General features: G+C 74.6%; 14 protein-coding genes. 9 read left to right on the top strand and 5 right to left on the bottom strand.

The window, feature by feature from the left end; genetic code table 11:
- Nucleotides 1-54: 54 nt before the first annotated feature.
- The 5 genes from ACIRD3_RS00490 to mtnA are packed head-to-tail and all read right to left on the bottom strand — an operon-like array spanning nt 55 to nt 4,670.
- Nucleotides 55-870, bottom strand: coding sequence for an S-methyl-5'-thioadenosine phosphorylase (locus ACIRD3_RS00490; protein ID WP_402209347.1), 816 nt, complete (start codon nt 868-870; stop codon nt 55-57).
- Entirely contained in the window at nt 867-1,652 is a 786-nt protein-coding gene (gene mtnC / locus ACIRD3_RS00485; protein ID WP_402209345.1) for an acireductone synthase, read from the bottom strand. Before mtnC ends, ACIRD3_RS00490 begins: the two co-directional genes overlap by 4 nt.
- On the bottom strand, nt 1,649-2,227 hold the full coding sequence (locus ACIRD3_RS00480; RefSeq protein WP_402209343.1) for a 1,2-dihydroxy-3-keto-5-methylthiopentene dioxygenase: 579 nt from the start codon (nt 2,225-2,227) through the stop codon (nt 1,649-1,651). Before ACIRD3_RS00480 ends, mtnC begins: the two co-directional genes overlap by 4 nt.
- Nucleotides 2,224-2,991, bottom strand: a complete 768-nt coding sequence (mtnB, locus tag ACIRD3_RS00475) for a methylthioribulose 1-phosphate dehydratase (protein WP_402209342.1) — start codon at nt 2,989-2,991, stop codon at nt 2,224-2,226. Before mtnB ends, ACIRD3_RS00480 begins: the two co-directional genes overlap by 4 nt.
- The gene (gene mtnA, locus ACIRD3_RS00470; protein WP_402209340.1) at nt 2,988-4,670 is read right to left on the bottom strand and encodes an S-methyl-5-thioribose-1-phosphate isomerase; all 1,683 of its coding nucleotides are present in this window, start codon (nt 4,668-4,670) and stop codon (nt 2,988-2,990) included. The genes mtnB and mtnA overlap by 4 nt, the downstream gene beginning before the upstream one ends.
- Nucleotides 4,671-5,205: 535 nt before the next feature.
- Here mtnA and ACIRD3_RS00465 point away from each other — a divergent pair.
- From ACIRD3_RS00465 to acnA, 9 genes are all read left to right on the top strand, one after another.
- The gene (locus ACIRD3_RS00465) at nt 5,206-6,258 is read left to right on the top strand and encodes a TauD/TfdA family dioxygenase (protein WP_402209338.1); all 1,053 of its coding nucleotides are present in this window, start codon (nt 5,206-5,208) and stop codon (nt 6,256-6,258) included.
- Nucleotides 6,255-7,028: an alpha/beta fold hydrolase gene (locus ACIRD3_RS00460; RefSeq protein ID WP_402209336.1), complete on the top strand. Its 774-nt coding sequence runs from the start codon at nt 6,255-6,257 to the stop codon at nt 7,026-7,028. Before ACIRD3_RS00465 ends, ACIRD3_RS00460 begins: the two co-directional genes overlap by 4 nt.
- Nucleotides 7,025-8,641, top strand: a complete 1,617-nt coding sequence (locus tag ACIRD3_RS00455; protein ID WP_402209334.1) for a condensation domain-containing protein — start codon at nt 7,025-7,027, stop codon at nt 8,639-8,641. The genes ACIRD3_RS00460 and ACIRD3_RS00455 overlap by 4 nt, the downstream gene beginning before the upstream one ends.
- Nucleotides 8,642-8,670: 29 nt before the next feature.
- Complete coding sequence (locus tag ACIRD3_RS00450; protein WP_402209333.1) at nt 8,671-9,402, top strand: phytanoyl-CoA dioxygenase family protein; 732 nt, start codon at nt 8,671-8,673, stop codon at nt 9,400-9,402.
- 32 nt (nt 9,403-9,434) lie between these two features.
- The gene (locus ACIRD3_RS00445; RefSeq protein WP_402209332.1) at nt 9,435-10,817 is read left to right on the top strand and encodes a hypothetical protein; all 1,383 of its coding nucleotides are present in this window, start codon (nt 9,435-9,437) and stop codon (nt 10,815-10,817) included.
- Entirely contained in the window at nt 10,814-11,608 is a 795-nt protein-coding gene (locus ACIRD3_RS00440) for a hypothetical protein (protein WP_402209331.1), read from the top strand. The genes ACIRD3_RS00445 and ACIRD3_RS00440 overlap by 4 nt, the downstream gene beginning before the upstream one ends.
- Nucleotides 11,609-11,629: 21 nt before the next feature.
- Nucleotides 11,630-13,339, top strand: a complete 1,710-nt coding sequence (locus ACIRD3_RS00435; RefSeq protein ID WP_402209329.1) for an asparagine synthetase B family protein — start codon at nt 11,630-11,632, stop codon at nt 13,337-13,339.
- A 52-nt stretch (nt 13,340-13,391) separates the two neighbouring features.
- Nucleotides 13,392-15,008 (top strand): amino acid adenylation domain-containing protein, encoded by a 1,617-nt coding sequence (locus tag ACIRD3_RS00430; RefSeq protein WP_402209327.1) that lies wholly within the window; start codon nt 13,392-13,394, stop codon nt 15,006-15,008.
- 139 nt (nt 15,009-15,147) lie between these two features.
- Nucleotides 15,148-17,841, top strand: coding sequence for an aconitate hydratase AcnA (acnA, locus tag ACIRD3_RS00425; protein WP_402209325.1), 2,694 nt, complete (start codon nt 15,148-15,150; stop codon nt 17,839-17,841).
- The last annotated feature ends 18 nt before the right edge of the window (nt 17,842-17,859 follow it).

Genomic DNA, 17,859 nt, shown 5'->3' with positions numbered 1-17,859 from the left:
GGGACACGCCCGAGGGCCCGTCCGGCGGTCGCTCGCCGGACGGGCCCTGGGGCGTTACGGAAGTTCGAAGGGCAGCGTCACTCCGTCGAGGACGCCGGAGCAGGGACAGTTCCGCTCCGCGGGGAGGCCGGCCACCGCTTCCAGGACCAGCGCGCGCAGGCGTTCGGTGTGCCGGGCGAAGACCTTGAAGACCTCCTCCTGGTCGACGCTCTCGGTGGCGTCGATCCCGGCGTCGAGGTCGGTCACCAGGGCCACCGAGGTGTAGCAGAGCGCGAGTTCGCGCGCGAGGACGGCTTCCGGGTGGCCCGTCATGTTGACCAGCGACCAGCCGGCCGAGGCGTACCACCGGGATTCGGCGCGGGTGGAGAAGCGGGGGCCCTCGATCACCACCATCGTGCCGCCGTCCGTGACGGCGTCGCCGGTCGTGGCGGCCGCCCCGATGACGGCGGCCCGGCCCTCGGCGCAGTACGGGTCGGCGAAGGAGACGTGCACCGCGCCTTCCTCGTAGAAGGTCTGGACCCGCCCCGAGGTGCGGTCCACCAGCTGGTCGGGCACCACGATGCTGCCCGGGCCCAGCTCGCGCCGCAGCGAGCCGACGGCGCAGGGGGCGAGCACCCGGCGGACGCCGAGCGAGCGCAGGGCCCAGAGGTTGGCGCGGTAGTTGATCCGGTGCGGGGGCAGGGCGTGGCCCCGGCCGTGGCGGGGCAGGAAGGCGACCTTGCGGCCGGCCACCGTCCCGACGGAGACGGTCTCCGAGGGGTCGCCGTACGGCGTGCTGACCTTGATCTCCTCGGCGCCTTCGAGCAGTCGGTAGAACCCACTGCCACCGATCACCGCGATCTCGGCCACCTGGTCGGCTGGTGTGGTCATGAGCGGGAGTCCTCGTCTCGGGGAGTCGGTGAGCCCGGGCCGGTCGGCCCGGCCGGTGCGGGGGCGGGTACGGGATCCGGTGCGGGGGCGGTCAGCCGGATCTGGTCCAGGGCGCTCACCAGCGGGTGTTCGCCCATCGGCGTGCTCGGGTCCTCGGGGCGGCGCACCGCCACCGTCCGCCAGCCCGCGGCGGCGGCCGCGTCGAGCTCGCCGACGCGGTCGCTGAGGAAGACGGTGAGGTGCGGCGGCGTGCCGATGGCCCGGGTGATGCTCCGGTACGAGGCCGCCTCGGTCTTGGCTCCCGCGTTGGCCAGGTCGAAGTGGCCGCGCAGCAGTCCGGACAGGTCCCCCTCGTTGCTGCGGCCGAACCAGTCCCGCTGGGCGGTCACCGAGCCCGAGGAGTAGACGTAGCAGTCGATGCCGGCGGCCCGCCAGCGGAGCAGGGCCGGTGGCACGTCCGGGTAGACGTGGCCGGTGAGGGTGCCGTCGGCGAAGCCCTCGGACCAGATCAGCCCCTGGAGGCGCTTGAGCGGGGCGGCCTTGACGTCGGCGTCGGCCCAGGCCGTCAGCGCGGCGACCGCCCCCGCCTCGTCCACGGCGGTGCCGGTCGCCTCGCCCACCTCGGCGAGGAGTTCGCCGTGGCGCGGGTCGTCGCGGTGGCTCGCGAACCAGTCCGCGAGCCGGACCCGGGCGTACGGGAACAGCACCTCGTACACGTGCGCGGCGGAGCCGGTGGTGCCCTCGATGTCGAGGACGGCCGCCCGCGCGGTGGCCGTGATCACGCGTCCGCCGCCAGCAGCGCGTCGAGGTCCGGGAACCGGGAGGCGATGGTGTCGCCGGTGAAGTCGCCCACCCAGCCGTCCTTCTCCTTGAAGAAGCGGACGGCGGCGAACTCCGGGCGGCCGCCCATGTCGAACCAGTGGCGGGTGCCGGCCGGCACCGAGAGCAGGTCGCCCGCCGTGCAGACCACCGCGTACACCTTGCCGTCCACGTGGAGGTAGAAGCAGCCCGCGCCGTGGGCGAAGAAGCGCACCTCGTCCTCGGCGTGCCGGTGCTCCGCCAGGAACGTCGAGCGGGCCTGGCGCGCCTTCTCCTCCCACTCCGGCCCCGGCTCGGGCAGGAGCCGGGCCACGTCCACGACCCGCAGCCCCTCGCGGGCGCACAGCTCGTCCACCTCGGCGCGGTAGAGCGCGAGGACGTCCTCGGCGGAGTCGGTGCCGGTGAGCGCGCGCCGCAGGCCCCACCGGCGGAACTCGACACCGCACTCCCGCAGCGCCGCGGCGATCCGGTGTTCGTCGCCGGTGCGCAGCAGGACGTCCCCGGGCGCGTGCTCGGGCATGATCTGGAGCAGGGTCATCGGCTGTTCTCCTCGGCGGGGTCGGTGGTGGCCCGGCCGGCGGGGTCGGTGGCGGCCCGCCCGATCGGGTCGGTGGTGGCCGGGCCGGCGGGGTCGTGGGTGGCCGGGCCGGCGGGCTCGGTGCCGAGCACCAGGAGCTGGCAGATCGCCTCCAGGCACTCCAGCCGGTTGCGGGCCTCGGCGAGGTCGCGCCCCCAGGCGGTGATGCCGTGGTGGGCGATGAGCAGTCCGGGCGGGGCCTGCGGGGTGCGGGCCAGGTGGTCCGCGACGTCGTCGGCGATCCGGCCCACGTCCGGCCAGTTGGGGAACACCGGCAGGTCGGTCCCGGCGGGGTCGGCCAGTCCGAGCCCCTTCAGCAGCTCGAAGTGTTCGAGCCGCAGCGGGCGGACCCGGTCGCCGCGGTACCGGCTGGCCGTCGCGGTGGCGTACGGCGCGTGGACGTGGATCACGGCTCCGGCGCCGGTGGTCCGGTAGACGGCGGCGTGGATCGAGGTCTCGGCGGAGGGGCGCAGGGCCCCCGGGGCGAGCGGCCGGCCGCTGTCCGCGTGCACCAGGACCATGTCGTCGGCGGTCAGTTCGCCCTTGTCCCGCCCGCTGGCGGTGATCAGGGCGCGGCGGTCGCCGGGGAGCAGGGCGGAGATGTTCCCGGCGGTGCCGGGCATCCAGCCGCGCCGGTAGAGGTCGCGGGAGAGCTCGGCGAGCCGGCTTCCCGTGGTCGCGCGCTCGGTGTCGGAGGCGGCCGCGGTCGCGGCGGGGGCGGTCACGCGGGCACCCGGCTCAGGGTCAGCAGGCGGTGGGCGGACAGCCGTTGCGCTCCGCCGAGGCCGAGCAGTTCGACCACCGCGGCCAGCCCGGCCACCTCGGCGCCCGCGTCGGTGACGAGGGCGGTCGCGGCCGCGAGGGTGCCCCCGGTGGCGAGCACGTCGTCCACGCAGAGCACCCGCTCGCCGGGCCGGACGGCGCCCTTCTGCAGCTCCAGCAGGTCCTCGCCGTACTCCAGGCTGTAGGAGGCCCGGTGGACCGGGCCGGGGAGCTTGCCCGGCTTGCGGGCCAGGACGAGCGGCGCCCCGGTCCTGGCGGCGAGTGCCGCGCCGAGCACGAAGCCGCGGGACTCGATGGCGAGGACGGAGTCGAACCGCCCGGCGAAGGCCTCGGCGATCCCGTCCGCGATCCGCCCGACCAGGCCCGGCTCGGCGTAGACGCCGGCCAGGTCCCGGAAGACGATCCCGGGCTTCGGGTGGTCGGCGAAGGAGGTGAGCAACTCCGTGACGCGTTCGCCCAGTTCGCCCAGTTCGCCCACCGGCCGAGGCCCACCCGCCGTGGCCGGGGTGGCCGGGGTGGCCGGGGTGGCCGCCGGCCGGAAGACCTGCCGGTCCGAGACGACGGCGGTGATCAGCTCGGCCGGCGTGACGTCGAAGGCGGGGTTGAAGACGGCCGCGCCGGCCGGGGCGACCGGCGCGCCGGCGACGGCGGTGACCTCCGCCGCCTCCCTCTCCTCTATACGGATGCCGCTGCCGTCGGGCAGCTCGCGGTCCCAGGTCGACTCGGGGGCGACCACCACGAAGGGGATGCCGTGCCGGGCGGCCGCCACGGCCAGGCCGTACGTCCCGATCTTGTTGGCGGTGTCGCCGTTGGCGGCGATCCGGTCCGCGCCCACCAGCACGCAGTCCACCAGCCCGCGGGACATCGCGGCGGCCGCCGCCGAGTCCACGCACACCCGGTACGGCACCCCGGCCTCGCCGAGCTCCCACGCGGTCAGGCGCGAACCCTGCAGCAGCGGGCGGGTCTCGTCCACCAGCACGTCGGAGACCCGTCCGCGGGCGGCGAGTTCGAGGATCGTGCCGAGGGCGGTGCCGACCGCAGCGGTGGCCAGCCGGCCGGTGTTGCAGTGGGTGAGGATCCGCAGCGGCCGGTCCGGGGTGAGCGCCACCACCAGGTCGGCGGCCCTCCGCACGGCCGCCCGGTTCACGGCGGCGTCCTCGGCCTGCATCGCCACGGCCTCCCGCAGGACGGCCTCGGGCCCCTCGGCGAGCCGGGCGAGCGCCCGCTCGACGGCCCGGGCCAGGTGGACGGCGGTGGGCCGGGCCGAGGCGATCCGGGCGCTGTCGGCCCGCACCGCCGTCTCGTCCACCGCACCGTCGGCCCCGGTGCGGTGCCGGTGCGCCGACAGCGCCACGCCGAGCGCCCCGGCCAGACCGATGGCGGGGGCGCCGCGCACGGCCAGGGAGCGGATGGCGTCGATCAGTTGGTCGACGGTCTCCAGCCGCAGCACCCGGTGCTCCTGCGGCAGCGCGCGCTGGTCCACGGCGAGGACGGCACCGTCCTCCCAGGTGAGCGAGGAGCGGAACGGGCCGTCGTCGAGGACGGTGTCGCCGATCCGGTCGGCGATCTTGTCGGGGTGGCCCTCGGTCACGCACTCCGAGGTGAACAGGCGGCGGGACATGCTTCTCCTGGGGTATCGGCGACCGGACGGCGCTGACAGGCGGAGCGGAGCGGGACCGAGCGGGGCCGGGCGGCGTCCGGGGACGACGGCCCGGAGACGGGTCGTGGGGGTGCGGTGGTGACCACCGCCCGGGAGCGCCCTGCCGGCACGGCCCGCTGCGGGGCCCGACTCGGCGGAATTCAACGGCCCGCGGGCCGGACCGAGTCGTTCGTGGGCAGCCGGCGCCCGGGTCTGGAGCAGAACACATCAACCCCCCGGTGACTCCCGCAAAGCGGCGCTCCTACCGGAGCAACTCCAAGCTCGGGAGGCGCCTTTCGCGTTCCACGGTAGATCTTGCGATTGACGCGGTCAAGACATGATCCACCGGGATCGGGCCACGGATGGCTGACTCCGAGCGAGTGACGTACGTCACATAGACGCCTCGATGGGCCCGACCTAGTGTCGAGCCGCAGCGATGTCACGAACTGAGTCGATTATTTTTCTCGGAATCACCACGCAAATCCGACGATAAATTTCATCAGTATTGGGGGCAGCAATGGACCAACCCCGTGCATGTGGCGACGGCTGGTGGGGGGAATCCCTCGCGAAGGACGAAGGGCTCTGGCGGCTACCGTTACCGCCCGAAGCAGCCGCCGAACTCGTCGGCGCGGCCCGCGCCGAAATAGCCGCGAACCGCGGGCCCGACCTCGCGGCACCACGACCGGCAGATCTGCCGCACAGCACCGCGTTCGCCGCCGAACTCCGCGCCCGGCTGGACGGCCCCGGGGCCGTCGTGGTCACCGGGTTCCCGGTGACCGGCGAGGACCCGCGCGAGGCCGAGACGGCGTACTGGCTGCTCGGACTACTGCTCGGCCGGCCGGTCTCGCAGAGCGGCAAGGGCGATCTGCTCGGCCGGGTCGAGGACCGCGGCGCCGACATCTCCAGCCCCGTCCAGCGCGGCTACGAGAGCTCCGCCGAACTCCCCTTCCACGTCGACCGCACCGACGTCATCGGGCTGCTGTGCATCCGCCCGGCCCGCTCCGGCGGCCTGAGCAGGCTCGCCTCGTCCAGGACGGTGCACGACCTGCTGCTCGCCGAGCACCCCGAACTGCTCGCCGAGCTGTACGAGCCCTTCCCGAACGACCGGCGCGGCGAGGAGCAGCCCGGCGAGCAGCCGTGGTCGGGAATCCCGGTGTTCAGCCGGACGGACGGCGACTTCGCGATGCGCTACGTGCGCCGCTTCATCACCGGTTCGCAGCGGCACGACAGCGCGCCCCGGCTCACCGAGCGGCAGCTGGCCGCGATGGACGCCGTCGACGAGATCCTCCGGCGCCCCGGCGTCGCGCTCGACATGGAGCTGCGCGAGGGCGACCTGCAGCTGATCAACAACTTCTCCGTCCTGCACGCCCGCACCGCCTTCACCGGCGACGGCGGCGGACGCGGCCGCCTGCTGCTGCGGCTCTGGCTCGCCTTCCCCGGCAGCCCCGCGCTGCCCGAGGGGTACGCGTCGCTGTACGGCGCGACCGCGGCCGGCTCCTACCGCGGCGGCGTGTGGCCGACCGGTACGGTTCCGCCCGGCCTCGGCCGACCGACCTCGCAGCTCGGATGACCCCGGGCGCCCCCCAGCGCCCCCGGCAAGCACCGACACCACCCGCCGCACCGCCACCCGCCGCACCGCCCGAGCTCGCGGCGATCGGATCCGTCCGGCTGCTCGACTTCGACCGCGTTCCCGGCACCGCCTCCGGCGGCGCCGCCCCCGGCTCCCTGCTGCTGCTGCACGGCTTCGGGGACGACAAGACCGCGCTGCGCCCCCTCGGCGACGCGCTCTGCCCGGCCGGCGCGGTCGCGGTCTACCCGGCACTTCGCGCGCACGGCGCGAGCCCGGCTCCGGCCTGGGGTTATTCGCCATTGGATTTCGCCGCGGATGTGCAACGGATCGCCGATTCCCTGCCCCGTCCGGTGCATGTGGTCGGACATTCTTACGGAGCCTTGGTCGCGGCTTTGATCGGTGTTTGCCTGGGGCCTGAAAGGATTGCCAGCGTCGCCCTCCTCGATCAGGCCTTCGAACCGCTCATGGAGCGCTACGAGGCCGACGAATGGGCAGAGGCGAGTTTCCTCAAATGGCATTATGATTACAGCCATCTGATCGATGTCCTCGGATTTCTCGGAATACCCGTGCTATCGGTGATAGCCAGAGAAAGCACGGTCGTCCCCGAGGGCGAGCGCACCAGGATGCTCTCGCGGCGGACCGCCGGATACTTCTCCTGCGTCCTGACCGAGGGCGGACACACGTCATTCCTGCGGGACTCCGCAGTCGAACTCCTTGCGGACTTCTACCGGTCCGCATTCGGGAACCCCAAGCTGGAGACCCGTCCGTGACAGTGCATCAATCCCCCGCTCCCGCCGACTCCACCCTCGACGCCCTGCTCCGGATCCACCGCGAGGTGCTGGAGACCCGGGACGTCGCCCCCACCGACAACTTCTTCGACCTCGGCGGCAACAGCCTGCTGGCCTTCCGGGTGATCAAGCGGACCGCCGAGCAGCTCGGGGTCCGGGTGTCCGCCCGGTCGGTGTTCACCGCCGGCTCCGTCCGCGAACTCGCGGACCGCGTGGACGAGGCGCGTCGAGCCGACCGCACGTCAGAAGACCTCCCCGGCACGGCGTTCGACCACCAGGGCCGGGCCTCGATGGCCCAGGAGTGGGCCCTGCTGTCCAGCCTGGACGACCCGGAGGCGCCGGCCCTGCAGTTCCACGTGGCCTACCGGCTGCGCGGCCCGCTGGACCTGACGGCGCTGCACGGCGCGCTCCACGCGCTGATCACTCGACACCCGTCCCTGCGCACGGCGTTCCGGGTGCAGGACGGCACCGTCCGCCAGCACGTGCGGCCCGACGCCCCCGTCGAGCTGTACGTGGAGGACGTCCGCCGCCTGCCCGAGGAGGAGCGCTCGGCGGAGGCCCTGCGGATCCTCGACCTGGAGGTCCGCCGGCCCTTCGACCGGGCGGCCGGACCGCTGGTCCGGGCGCACCTGGTGCGGTCCGGCCCCGAGGACGCCCACCTGGCGCTGGTCTTCGACCACATGGGCGCGGACGGCTGGTCCCTGGACGTCCTCACCGCCGACCTCGGCGCCGCGTACGCCGCCCTGCTCGCCGGGGAGGAGCCGCAGCTCACCGCGGCCGGCAGCTACGCGGACTGGTCCGCGGGGCAGTGGGACCGCTACGAGCGCGGCCGCGTCGACCAGGTGGCCGACTACTGGAAGTCCCGGCTCGGCAGCGACCCCTCGTCGATCGCCACCCGCCTCCCCGGCTACCGCGCCGACGAGGGGCTGTCCGACCCGGCCGCCCTCCACCTGGAGGTGCCGGCCGAGGTCACCGAGGCGCTGGACGCCGTCTGCCGCACGCTCAGGGCGACGCCGTACTGCGTCACCATCGCCGCGCTGAAGGCCCTCGTCGCCCACCGGACCGGGCGCTCCCGGGTCACCCTGCTCACCAGCTCCGCCAACCGGCTGGAGCCGGAGTTCCAGGACACCGTCGGCTGGTTCGCCAACGGCGTCTTCCCGACCACCGACGTCGACCTGGACCTGCCCTTCGACCGGTTCGTCGGCCTCGTCACGGAGACGGCGCTCGCGGCCACCCTGCACGGCGACATGCCGGCCTGGTACGTCCGCCGCGCGATGTGGCCCCAGGTGCCCAGCGGCTTCCGCAAGGAGCCCGGCGTCTACTTCATGTTCAACGAGCTGTGGGGCAGGTCGCTGCGGCTCGGCGACCTGGTGGTCGAGCCGGTGGCCCTGCCGGAGACGGCCGACTCCCCGGGCCTGCACATGTGGCTGCTGCGGGACGGCGCCACGCTGCACTTCACCGCCCTGCACTACCGGTCCGAGTACGCGGACGAGACCGTCCGCGAGTTCGCCGGAGCCTTCACCGCCGCCATCGCGGCACTCGCACGTCGACCGGACCTGCCCATGCGCGAGGTCCTCCGGTCCGCCCGTTCCTGACCCTTCCACAGACAGGATCCCGACCCGACATGCCCACCATCGACATCGACTCCTACCACCGGGACGGGTACCACCTGCTCCCCGGCATGCTCGGCACCGACGACCACCGCCAGGCCGTCGACTTCTTCGACGCCCTGGACGCCGCGGACGACGTGGCGCCCGGGTACGAGGCGGAGTACGACGAGGCGGACGGGGTGCGCCGGCTGCGCAAGCTCCGCCGGCTGATCTGGAACGACCCGAAGGTCTGGGGCCCGATCCTCAACCGCACGGGTGCCACCGACCTCGCCCGGCAGGTCGTCGGCGACCGGGCCGCCGTCGTCTTCCACGCCGCCTTCCTCAAGCCCGCCCTGGTCGGCACCGAGGTGGCGCTGCACCAGGACCAGGCGCTGTGGACGTACACCTACCCCAAGGCGTTCAGCGTCTGGTACGCGCTGACCCCGGTCTCGCCCGCCAACGGAGGCCTGTTCGGCTGTCCCGCGTCGCACGCCGGCGGGCACATCCCGCACCGCGACCGGCCGCACTACCGCTGGCACGCCAGCCTCGACGTGGCCGAGGACGGCCTGCGCGAGCCGGTCCAGTTCGACCTGTCCCCCGGCGACGCCGTGATGTGGGACCGCTTCTTCGCCCACGGCAGCGCCGCCAACACCTCCCCGGACGACCGACGCGGCATGGTGGTCGTCTTCGCGGACGCCTCGGACCCGGAGTTCCGCGCCAAGGACAGCTTCCTGCTCGACGACCTCGCCGCTCTCGGCACCGCCTGACCCGGGCTCACCGACGATCTGCAGGAGACCTTGTGACGTACATCATCGACAGCACCCTGCGTGAGGGCATGCAGTCGGCGCACGGCCGCTTCACCCGGGACCAGAGCGTCGAAGTCGCCTCGCTGCTGGTGCGCTCCGGTGTCGACGCCATCGAGTGCGGCCACCCGGCCATCGGCCCCGACGAACTGCTGCGGGTCTCCGCGGTGGTGGAGGCGGCCGGCGACGTCCCCGTGCTGGCGCACGCCCGCGCCGAGGTGACCGACATCGAGGCCGTCGCCAAGACCGGCGCCGCCTGGGTGGGCATCTTCCTCGGCGTGAACGACGTGACGCGGCGGTCCCGACTGCCCGGACGCACCCTGAAGGACCTCTTCGACCGGGTGGAGCAGTCCGTCTCGCACGCCCGCGGGCTCGGCCTGCGGGTCCGGTTCACGGTCGAGGACAGCAGCCGCACCGACCCGGGCGAGCTCACCGAGGCCTACCTCATCGCCGCCGAGGCCGGGGCCGAGCGGATCTGCTTCGCCGACACCCTGGGCCTCCTGGAGCCGCACCAGGTCAGGGAACGGATCGCCACCCTGAAGCGGCTCTGTCCCGGCACCGACGTGGAGGTGCACCTGCACGACGACCGGGGCCTGGCGCTCGCCAACGCGCTGGCCGCGGTCGACTCCGGCGCCACCTGGATCTCCACCTCGGTCAACGGCCTGGGCGAGCGGGCCGGCATCACCGACTACGCCGCCCTCGCCGTCAACCTGCACTACCGCGGCACCCGGCCGCTGGCCGAGGCGACCGTGCTGACCGAGCTCAGCCGCCGGGTCGGCGCCTACTCGCGCTCGATGCCGGACCACCGCCGGCCCGTGGTCGGCCGCGACATCTTCCACCACGTCGCCAAGCTCCACGTCGCCGCCGTCGAGCGCGAGCCGGGATCGTACGAGTGGATGGAGCCGTCCGTGCTCGGGCGCTCCAGCACCACCCGGCCCACCGGTGTGTCGAGCGAGCCCGCCGACTGGATCGTCGACCCGAAGATCATCTCGGCCACCGAGCTCCGCTACCACCGCAAGGGCCCCGGCGACCGCTTCGTCCTCGTCGACAACCGCTTCGTGCCGGGCGCCGAGCAGTACTGCATCGCCCGACGCATCCCGCACCTCGACGACTACGGCCGCGGCCACGTCGACACCCACGTCCACCACTGCGACAGCCTGTTCGTCTTCCTCGGCGAGGACGAGGGCTACCAGGGCCTGTCCGTCGAAGTGACCCTCGGCGACCGGGTCTTCGCGGTGGAGAGCCCCGCCTCCGTCTTCATCCCCTCCGGTGTGTCCCACGGCTACCGCGTCGTGGGCGGCGCCGGGACCTACCTCAACCACGTCCTCGCCGGCGATTACAACTCCAGCCTGCTCGACCCCCTCGGGAGCCACGCATGACCAGCCAGACCGTCAACGAGAAGTCGTCCGCCTGGGACCTCATCGGTTCGCTCTTCTGGGAGTCGGGCCGCACCACCGCCAAGCCGAGCGACGAGGAGATCTCCCTCTTCACCACCGGCATCCCCCGCGGGGCGCGCTGCACCGTGGTGGGCGCCTCCACCAAGGACCTGGTCGAGGCCCTGATCGCGCACGGCGCCGTGGTCACCGTCCTCGACTTCTCCGAGCGCATGGTCACCGACCTGCGGGCCGCCCTGCCGGCCGGCTCCTGCGAGGTGCTCCAGCACGACATCACCCGGCCGGCGCCGGAGCACCTGCGCGGCACCCAGGACTTCGTGCTGAACGACCGCCTGGTGAACCGGTTCGCCGAGACGGAGGCCCGCAAGGGCATCGAGGGCATGCTCGACCTGCTCGCCGACGGCGGGCAGCTCCGCGCCTCGATCAAGCTCGGGCTCTACCCGATGGACGAGCGCATGATCGCCACCGGCCGGGAGCGCGGCGAGCTGGAGCGCTTCTACGACGCCGAGACGAAGGTCATCGACTTCTCACTGGCCGGGGACGTGCTCACCGACTCCCTGCTGCCGCACGGCGAGATCGACTCCGAGCTGCTGCTGCAGTGGTACCGCGGCCGCGGCAAGGAGCAGCGCTTCGACCACGAGGACATCGTCGCGCTGGTGGAGAGCGCGGCGGTCGGCGAGCGGGCGCTGCGCCTGCTGTCCTCGACCGACTTCGGCCAGGCTCCGGCGACCCGGATGTACACCGCCGAGGCCGGCCCCGCGCGACAGGACGCCTGACCGGTGTGCGGAGTCGTCGGTGTGTGCCTGGCCCCCGCAGCGTCGGGGGCCGGGCGCCCGCCCGCCGACCGCCTGGCCGCACTGGCCGTCGAGAAGCTGATGCACCGCGGCCCGGACGGCTACGGGGTGGTCGGTGACGCCGGCTCGGCGGTCGCCATGTGCCGGCTGCGCGTGCGCAGCCGCCCGTCCGCGTCCGTGCCGTTCTCCGCGCCCGCGGACGCGACCGCGTTCGCCTTCAACGGCGAGGTGTACGCGGTCGGTCCGGGGGCGTGGACCGGCGGGAGCCGGGTGGACGTCCCGCGGGGCGGCCTCGACGAGGCCGAGGCGGTGGACGGGCACGGGCCCGCCGACCTGGACGGGATGTACGCGCTGCTGCGCCGCACCCCGGACGGCGCCGTCGAGGTCACCCGGGACCCGCTCGGCATCAAGCCGCTCTACCTGCGCCGGCACCCGGACGGGGTCGCCGTGGCCTCCGAACTCCCGGCGCTGCTGGACCTGTTCGGCCCCACCCCGGTCCGGCCCGAGGCCGTCACCCAGTTCCTGCTGTTCGGCCGGGTGGTCGACGGCGGCACCTTCTTCGAGGGCATCGAACCGGTCGCGCCCGGCGCGCGGCTGCTGCTCAAGGAGGGCCGGGTGCAGCAGCTCGCGGGCGGCTGCGCCGGGCCGCTGCCGGCCCGGTGGGACGGACCGGCCGGACCGGAGGCGATCCGCGCCGCCGTCACCCGCGCGGTGGACCGCGTGCTGGTCTCCGACCGGCCGCTCGGCCTGGCGCTCAGCGGCGGCCTGGACTCGACCGTGCTCGCCGCCGAGCTGGCCCGCCGCGGGGTGCGCGAGCTGTCCACGGTGAGCGTGCTGCCGCGGGGCAACGGCGACGGCATCCGGGACCTGGCCGCCCTGCGACTGCCCGGGCGGTCCTGGGAGAGCTGGCGGCACCGGTCGGTCGGCTTCGGCCCGGACGACCTGCTCGACGGCATCCCCGACGCCGTCCGCTCGCTCGGTGAACCGACCGCGCTCACCAGCGTGCCCATGTACGCGGCCCTGGCCCGGCTGGCCGCGGAGAGCGGGATCGTCGTCCTGCTGGTCGGCGAGGGCGCCGACGAGGTGTTCGGCGGGTACCGCAGCTACCTGGGCCTGGACGCGGTGGCCGGCGCCGCCGACTTCTACCTGCCCACGGAGCGCGCCGGACTGCTCCGCGCGCTGGTCGGCGCGTCCGCGTACGACGGCGCCCGGAGCGCCCTGGTCGAGGCGCTGCCGGCCGCCGCCGCCCGCCCGGTGGGCGACGTGGTCCGGGAGTTCGAGTACGAGCACAGCCTCGAACCGCTGCTGCGCCGGGCCGACCACCTCCTGATGGCCCGGGGCGTGGAGGGGCGCACGCCGTTCCTGCACGGCGGGCTGCCCGCGCTCGCCGCGTCCCTGCCGTTCGACGCCCTGGTCCGCGACGGCCAGACCAAGGTGCCGCTGCGCCGGGCCTACGCCGCGGAACTGCCGCACTTCCGGGACGAGGTGAAGAAGCCGTTCCGGGCCCCGGTCGACGCCTGGCTGACCGGCCCGCGGGTCGACCGGGTCCGGGCCGACCTGGTGCGGCACCGCAACCGGCTGGTGGCCGCGGGCCTGCGGCCGGACGTCCTCGACGCCCTGCCGGACCGGATCGCCGCGGCGGACGCCACCGCCACCGGGCTCGCGTTCCCGCTGCTCACGCTGGGCGCCTGGCTGGAATGGCTCACCGGCTGACGTCCGGTCACCGAACAGATCGAACCGATCCGACTCCTCGAAGGTGGGCACCATGTCCGATCCCTCCACCGACTCCGCCGTCCCCGCCGTCTCCGCCGACTCCGCGGTCCCCGCCGACTCCGCCGTCGCCGGGTCCCGTCCCGGCCCGGCGCGGCGGACGATCCACCAGGCGGTCACCCGGCAGGCCTGGCAACGGCCGGACGCCGTCGCGCTGGTGGTCAAGGGGCGGCGGATCGACTACGCGGAGCTGGACGCCGCGGCCGACGCCTACGCCGCGGCCCTCCAGGCCCGCGGCGTGGGCCCGGGCCGGCTGGTGCCCGTCCTGCTGCCGCGCTCGCCGGAACTGGTCGCCGTGCTGCTGGCCGTGCTCAAGTGCGGCGCCGGGTACTCGGCGCTGGACCACCGCTGGCCGGCCGAGCGCGTCGCCGCCGTGGTGGGCGCCCTGGACGCCCCGCTGCTGGTCGCCGAGCGCGCCCAGCCCGGGGTGGAGGTCCCGCTCTGGACCCCTGAGCCGGGGCTGTCCGCCGCGGCGCGGTCCGGCGCCCGGCCGCGGCCCGTGGCGGTGAGCCCGGACGACGTCGCCATGGTGTTCTTCACCTCGGGGACGACCGGCACGCCCAAGGGGGTGCTGTCGCCGCACCGGGCCACCACCCGGCTCTTCGAGGGGCGCACCTTCGCGGACTTCGGCCGGGGCCGGGTGATGGCCCAGGCCGCCCCGGTGCCCTGGGACGCCTTCGCGCTGGAGCTGTGGGGCTCGCTCACCACCGGCGGCACCTGCGTGATCGTCGAGGACGACTACCTCTTCGCGGGCGACCTGCGCGAACTCGTCGGCTCGGCCCGGGTGGACACGCTGTGGCTCACCGCCTCGCTGTTCAACCTCTTCGTCGACGAGGACGTGGACTGCTTCGACGGGGTCCGGCAGGTCATGACCGGCGGTGAACGGCTGTCCGTGCCGCACGTGCGCGCCTTCCAGGAACGGCATCCGCAGATCCGGCTGGTCAACGGCTACGGGCCGGTGGAGAGCTGCGTGTTCGTCACCACCCGGGCGGTGCGCCCGGCGGACTGGGCCGGGACGGAGGGCATCCCGATCGGCCGGCCGGTGCCCGGCACCTCGGTGGTCCTGCTCGACCGGGGCGCACCCGTCCCGGACGGCGCGCCGGGCGAGATCTGCGTCGCGGGCGAGGGACTGGCCCTCGGTTACCTGGGCGATCCGGCGGCGACCGCCGAGAAGTTCGTCACCGCGGACGTCGACGGCGCCGCGACGCTGCTCTACCGGACCGGCGACCTCGGCCGGCGGGACGCGGACGGCGTCCTGCACTACCTCGGCCGGGCCGACCGGCAGATCAAGATCTCCGGGTACCGCGTCGAGCCGGCCGAGATCGAACAGGTCGCCCTCGGGCTGCCCGGACTGCGGGAGTGCGCGGTCGTCCCGGTCCCCGGCGCGAACGGCGGGTGGGACCGGCTGGCCCTGTTCTACCGGGGTGACGCGGCGGCCCCCGAACCGGCCGGGCTCCAGCGGGCGCTGGTCGACCTGCTCCCGCACTACATGGTGCCGCCGACCGTCCGCCGGCTCGACGCCCTCCCCCGGACCGCGAACGGCAAGCTCGACCAGACGGCCCTGCTCGGGTCGCTGGAGCCCGCGCCCGAGGGCTCCCCCAGCGGCACCTGACACCAGCGGCACCCGTGCACCCCCGCGCCCGCCCCCGGCGCCCCCGTGCCACCGCGCCACCGCGCCACCGCGCCACCCGCACAGCACCGCGCCACCCCACCGACCGCCGCCCACCCAGAGGACACGTGAGCCAGCTGCCATGACCCAGCCTCCCGCCGACCGGCTGCCGAGCCCGCCTCCGAGCGCCCTGACGAGCCCCCTCCCGAGCGCCCTGCCGGGTACCGGGCCCGAGGCGACCCACTACGGCCTGCCCGCACTCGCGGCGTCGGCCGGCGTGGACCTCGCCGCCCTGCCGTACACCGCCCGGATCCTGCTGGAGAACACCGCCCACCTGGCCGCCACCGGGCAGGCCGATCCGGCCCTCGTCCACCGGGTCGCCCGCTGGGGCGCCGACGGCAGCCCCACCGGCGACCTGCCGTTCCGGCCCGCGCGCGTGGTCCTGCAGGACTTCTCCGGCGTCCCGGTGGTGCTCGACCTCGCGGCGCTGCGTACCGCCGCGGCCCGGCGCGGGCTGGCCGTGGACCGGATCAGCCCCGTGCTGCCGGCGCACCTCGTGGTGGACCACACCGTCCGGGTGGACGCGGCCGGCACCCCCGGCGCGCTGCGGGTCAACACCGACCTGGAGTACGCCCGCAACGGCGAGCGCTACTCGGTGCTGCGCTGGGCCGAGCAGGCCTTCGCCGACCTGCGGGTGGTGCCACCGGGCAAGGGCATCATCCACCAGATCAACCTGGAGAAGCTCTCCGAGGTCGTCCGCACCGCCCCCGGCTCCGACGGCCGGCCGCTCGCCCGGCCCGACACCGTCCTCGGCACCGACTCGCACACCCCGATGGTGGGCGGCGTCGGCGTGTTCGGCTGGGGCGTCGGCGGCATCGAGGCGACCTCCGTCCTGCTCGGCGAGCCGGTCCTGATGGCGCCGCCCCGGGTGGTCGGCGTCCGGCTGACCGGGCGGCCCCGTCCCGGGACCAGCGCCACCGACCTGGTCCTGACGATCACCCAACTGCTGCGCGCCCACGGCGTGGTGGGCGCGATCGTCGAGTTCGTCGGCGCGGGCGTGGCGAGCCTGTCCGTCCCCGACCGCGCCACCATCGCCAACATGGCGCCCGACTACGGCGCCACCACCGCGTTCTTCCCGGTGGACGAGGAGACCCTGCGCTTCCTGCGGGCCACCGGGCGCACCGCCGAGCAGGTCGCGCTGGTGGAACGGTACTGCCGCGCCCAGGGGCTGTTCCACCGCGGCGACGACTCGGCGGCCGTGCGCTACGCCGAGGAGCTGGTGATCGACCTCGGCGCCGCCGAACCCTGCGTGGCCGGCCCGAGCCGGCCCGACCAGCGGCTGCCGCTGGCCGCCGTCCCGGAGAGCCTGAGCGCCGTCAAACGGCCGACGGACGCCGTGCGGAGCGCCGGGCCGGTCGACGGCTCGGTGCTGATCGCCGCCCTGACCAGCTGCACCAACACCTCCCACCCCGGCTCGATGGTCACCGCCGGCCTGATCGCCAGGCGTGCCGTGGAGTTCGGGCTGACGGTGCCCCCGTGGGTCAAGACCAGCCTCGCCCCGGGCAGTCGCACGGTGCCCGAGTACCTCGGCCGGGCCGGACTGCTCGCCCCGCTCGAACGGCTGGGCTTCCACGTGGTCGCGTTCGGCTGCACCACCTGCCACGGCATGAGCGGACCGCTCACCGCGCAGGCCGCGCGCGCCGTCACCGAGGACGGCATCGCGGGTGCCGCCGTCCTCAGCGGCAACCGGAACTTCGAGGGCCGCGTCCACCCGCAGGTCCGGGCCGCCTACCTGGCCTCGCCCGGTCTGGTGGTCGCCTACGCGCTGGCCGGCACCGTCGACCGCGACCTGACCCGGGAGCCGGTCGCCGTGGCGCCGGACGGGCGCGAGGTGCACCTGCGCGACCTCTGGCCCGACCCGACGGAGGTCGCCGCGGTCGTCCGGGCGGCCTCGGGGCCCGAACTCTTCGAGACCGCCTACGCGGACCTCTTCGTCGGCGACGAGCGCTGGCAGGCGCTGGACGCCCCCACCGGCGAGCTCTACCGCTGGCCCGAGGAGTCGAGCTACATCCTCGAACCGCCGTACATCGAACCGCGGCACGGCTTCCCGGCCGCCGACGAACTGACCGGCGCCCGGGTGCTCGCCGTGCTGGGCGACAGCGTCTCGACCGACCACATCTCACCGGTCGGCGGCATCGCACCCGACTCGGAAGCGGGCCGCCACCTGTCCGGACTCGGCGTCCCCGAGGAGGAGTTCAACAGCTACGGCGCCCGCCGGGGCAACCACCACGTGATGCTCCGCGGCACCTTCGGCAACCCCCGGCTGCGCAACGCCATGGCGGACGGCCGCGAGGGCCCCTGGACCAGGCACCACCCCAGCGGGGAGCTGCTGTCCGTCCACGGGGCGGCCGAGCGGTACCGGACCGCCGGAACCCCCACGGTGGTCGTCGCCGGACGCGAGTACGGCTGCGGCAGCGCCCGCGACTGGGCCGCCAAGGGAACCGCCCTGCTCGGTGTCCGGGCGGTGCTGGCGGAGGGCTTCGAGCGGATCCACCGCAGCAACCTGGTGGGCATGGGCGTGCTCCCGCTGCGCTTCCCGGACGGCGAGAACCGCGCGACCCTCGCCATCGACGGCTCGGAGGAACTGGACCTCGCCGGGCTGTCCGCGCTCCGCCCGCACGGCCCGGTCACGGTCCGGCTGCGCCGCCGGGACGGCTCGACGGCCGTGTTCGAGGCGACCGCCGCGGTGGAGACGGCCCGCGAGGTGGAGTACCTGCGCGCGGGCGGCGTCCTGCCCTTCATCATGGACCGCCTGGTCCGGGAGTCGGCGCGATGACCGGCGCCGGCCCGGCGA

The organism is Kitasatospora sp. NPDC093550 (assembly GCF_044764985.1).
GTDB lineage: Bacteria > Actinomycetota > Actinomycetes > Streptomycetales > Streptomycetaceae > Kitasatospora.
Note: the sequence above shows the minus strand (reverse complement) of the source record. Positions and strands in the feature narration are given on the sequence as shown.

What these genes read in the sequence shown, in the direction of transcription:
- ACIRD3_RS00465 (WP_402209338.1), top strand. Translation starts at nt 5,206, where the DNA reads ATGGACCAACCCCGTGCATGTGGCGACGGCTGGTGGGGGGAATCCCTC.
- ACIRD3_RS00490 (WP_402209347.1), bottom strand. Translation starts at nt 870, where the DNA reads ATGACCACACCAGCCGACCAGGTGGCCGAGATCGCGGTGATCGGTGGC.
- mtnA (WP_402209340.1), bottom strand. Translation starts at nt 4,670, where the DNA reads ATGTCCCGCCGCCTGTTCACCTCGGAGTGCGTGACCGAGGGCCACCCC.
- ACIRD3_RS00460 (WP_402209336.1), top strand. Translation starts at nt 6,255, where the DNA reads ATGACCCCGGGCGCCCCCCAGCGCCCCCGGCAAGCACCGACACCACCC.
- acnA (WP_402209325.1), top strand. Translation starts at nt 15,148, where the DNA reads ATGACCCAGCCTCCCGCCGACCGGCTGCCGAGCCCGCCTCCGAGCGCC.
- ACIRD3_RS00440 (WP_402209331.1), top strand. Translation starts at nt 10,814, where the DNA reads ATGACCAGCCAGACCGTCAACGAGAAGTCGTCCGCCTGGGACCTCATC.
- ACIRD3_RS00450 (WP_402209333.1), top strand. Translation starts at nt 8,671, where the DNA reads ATGCCCACCATCGACATCGACTCCTACCACCGGGACGGGTACCACCTG.
- ACIRD3_RS00430 (WP_402209327.1), top strand. Translation starts at nt 13,392, where the DNA reads ATGTCCGATCCCTCCACCGACTCCGCCGTCCCCGCCGTCTCCGCCGAC.
- ACIRD3_RS00480 (WP_402209343.1), bottom strand. Translation starts at nt 2,227, where the DNA reads ATGACCCTGCTCCAGATCATGCCCGAGCACGCGCCCGGGGACGTCCTG.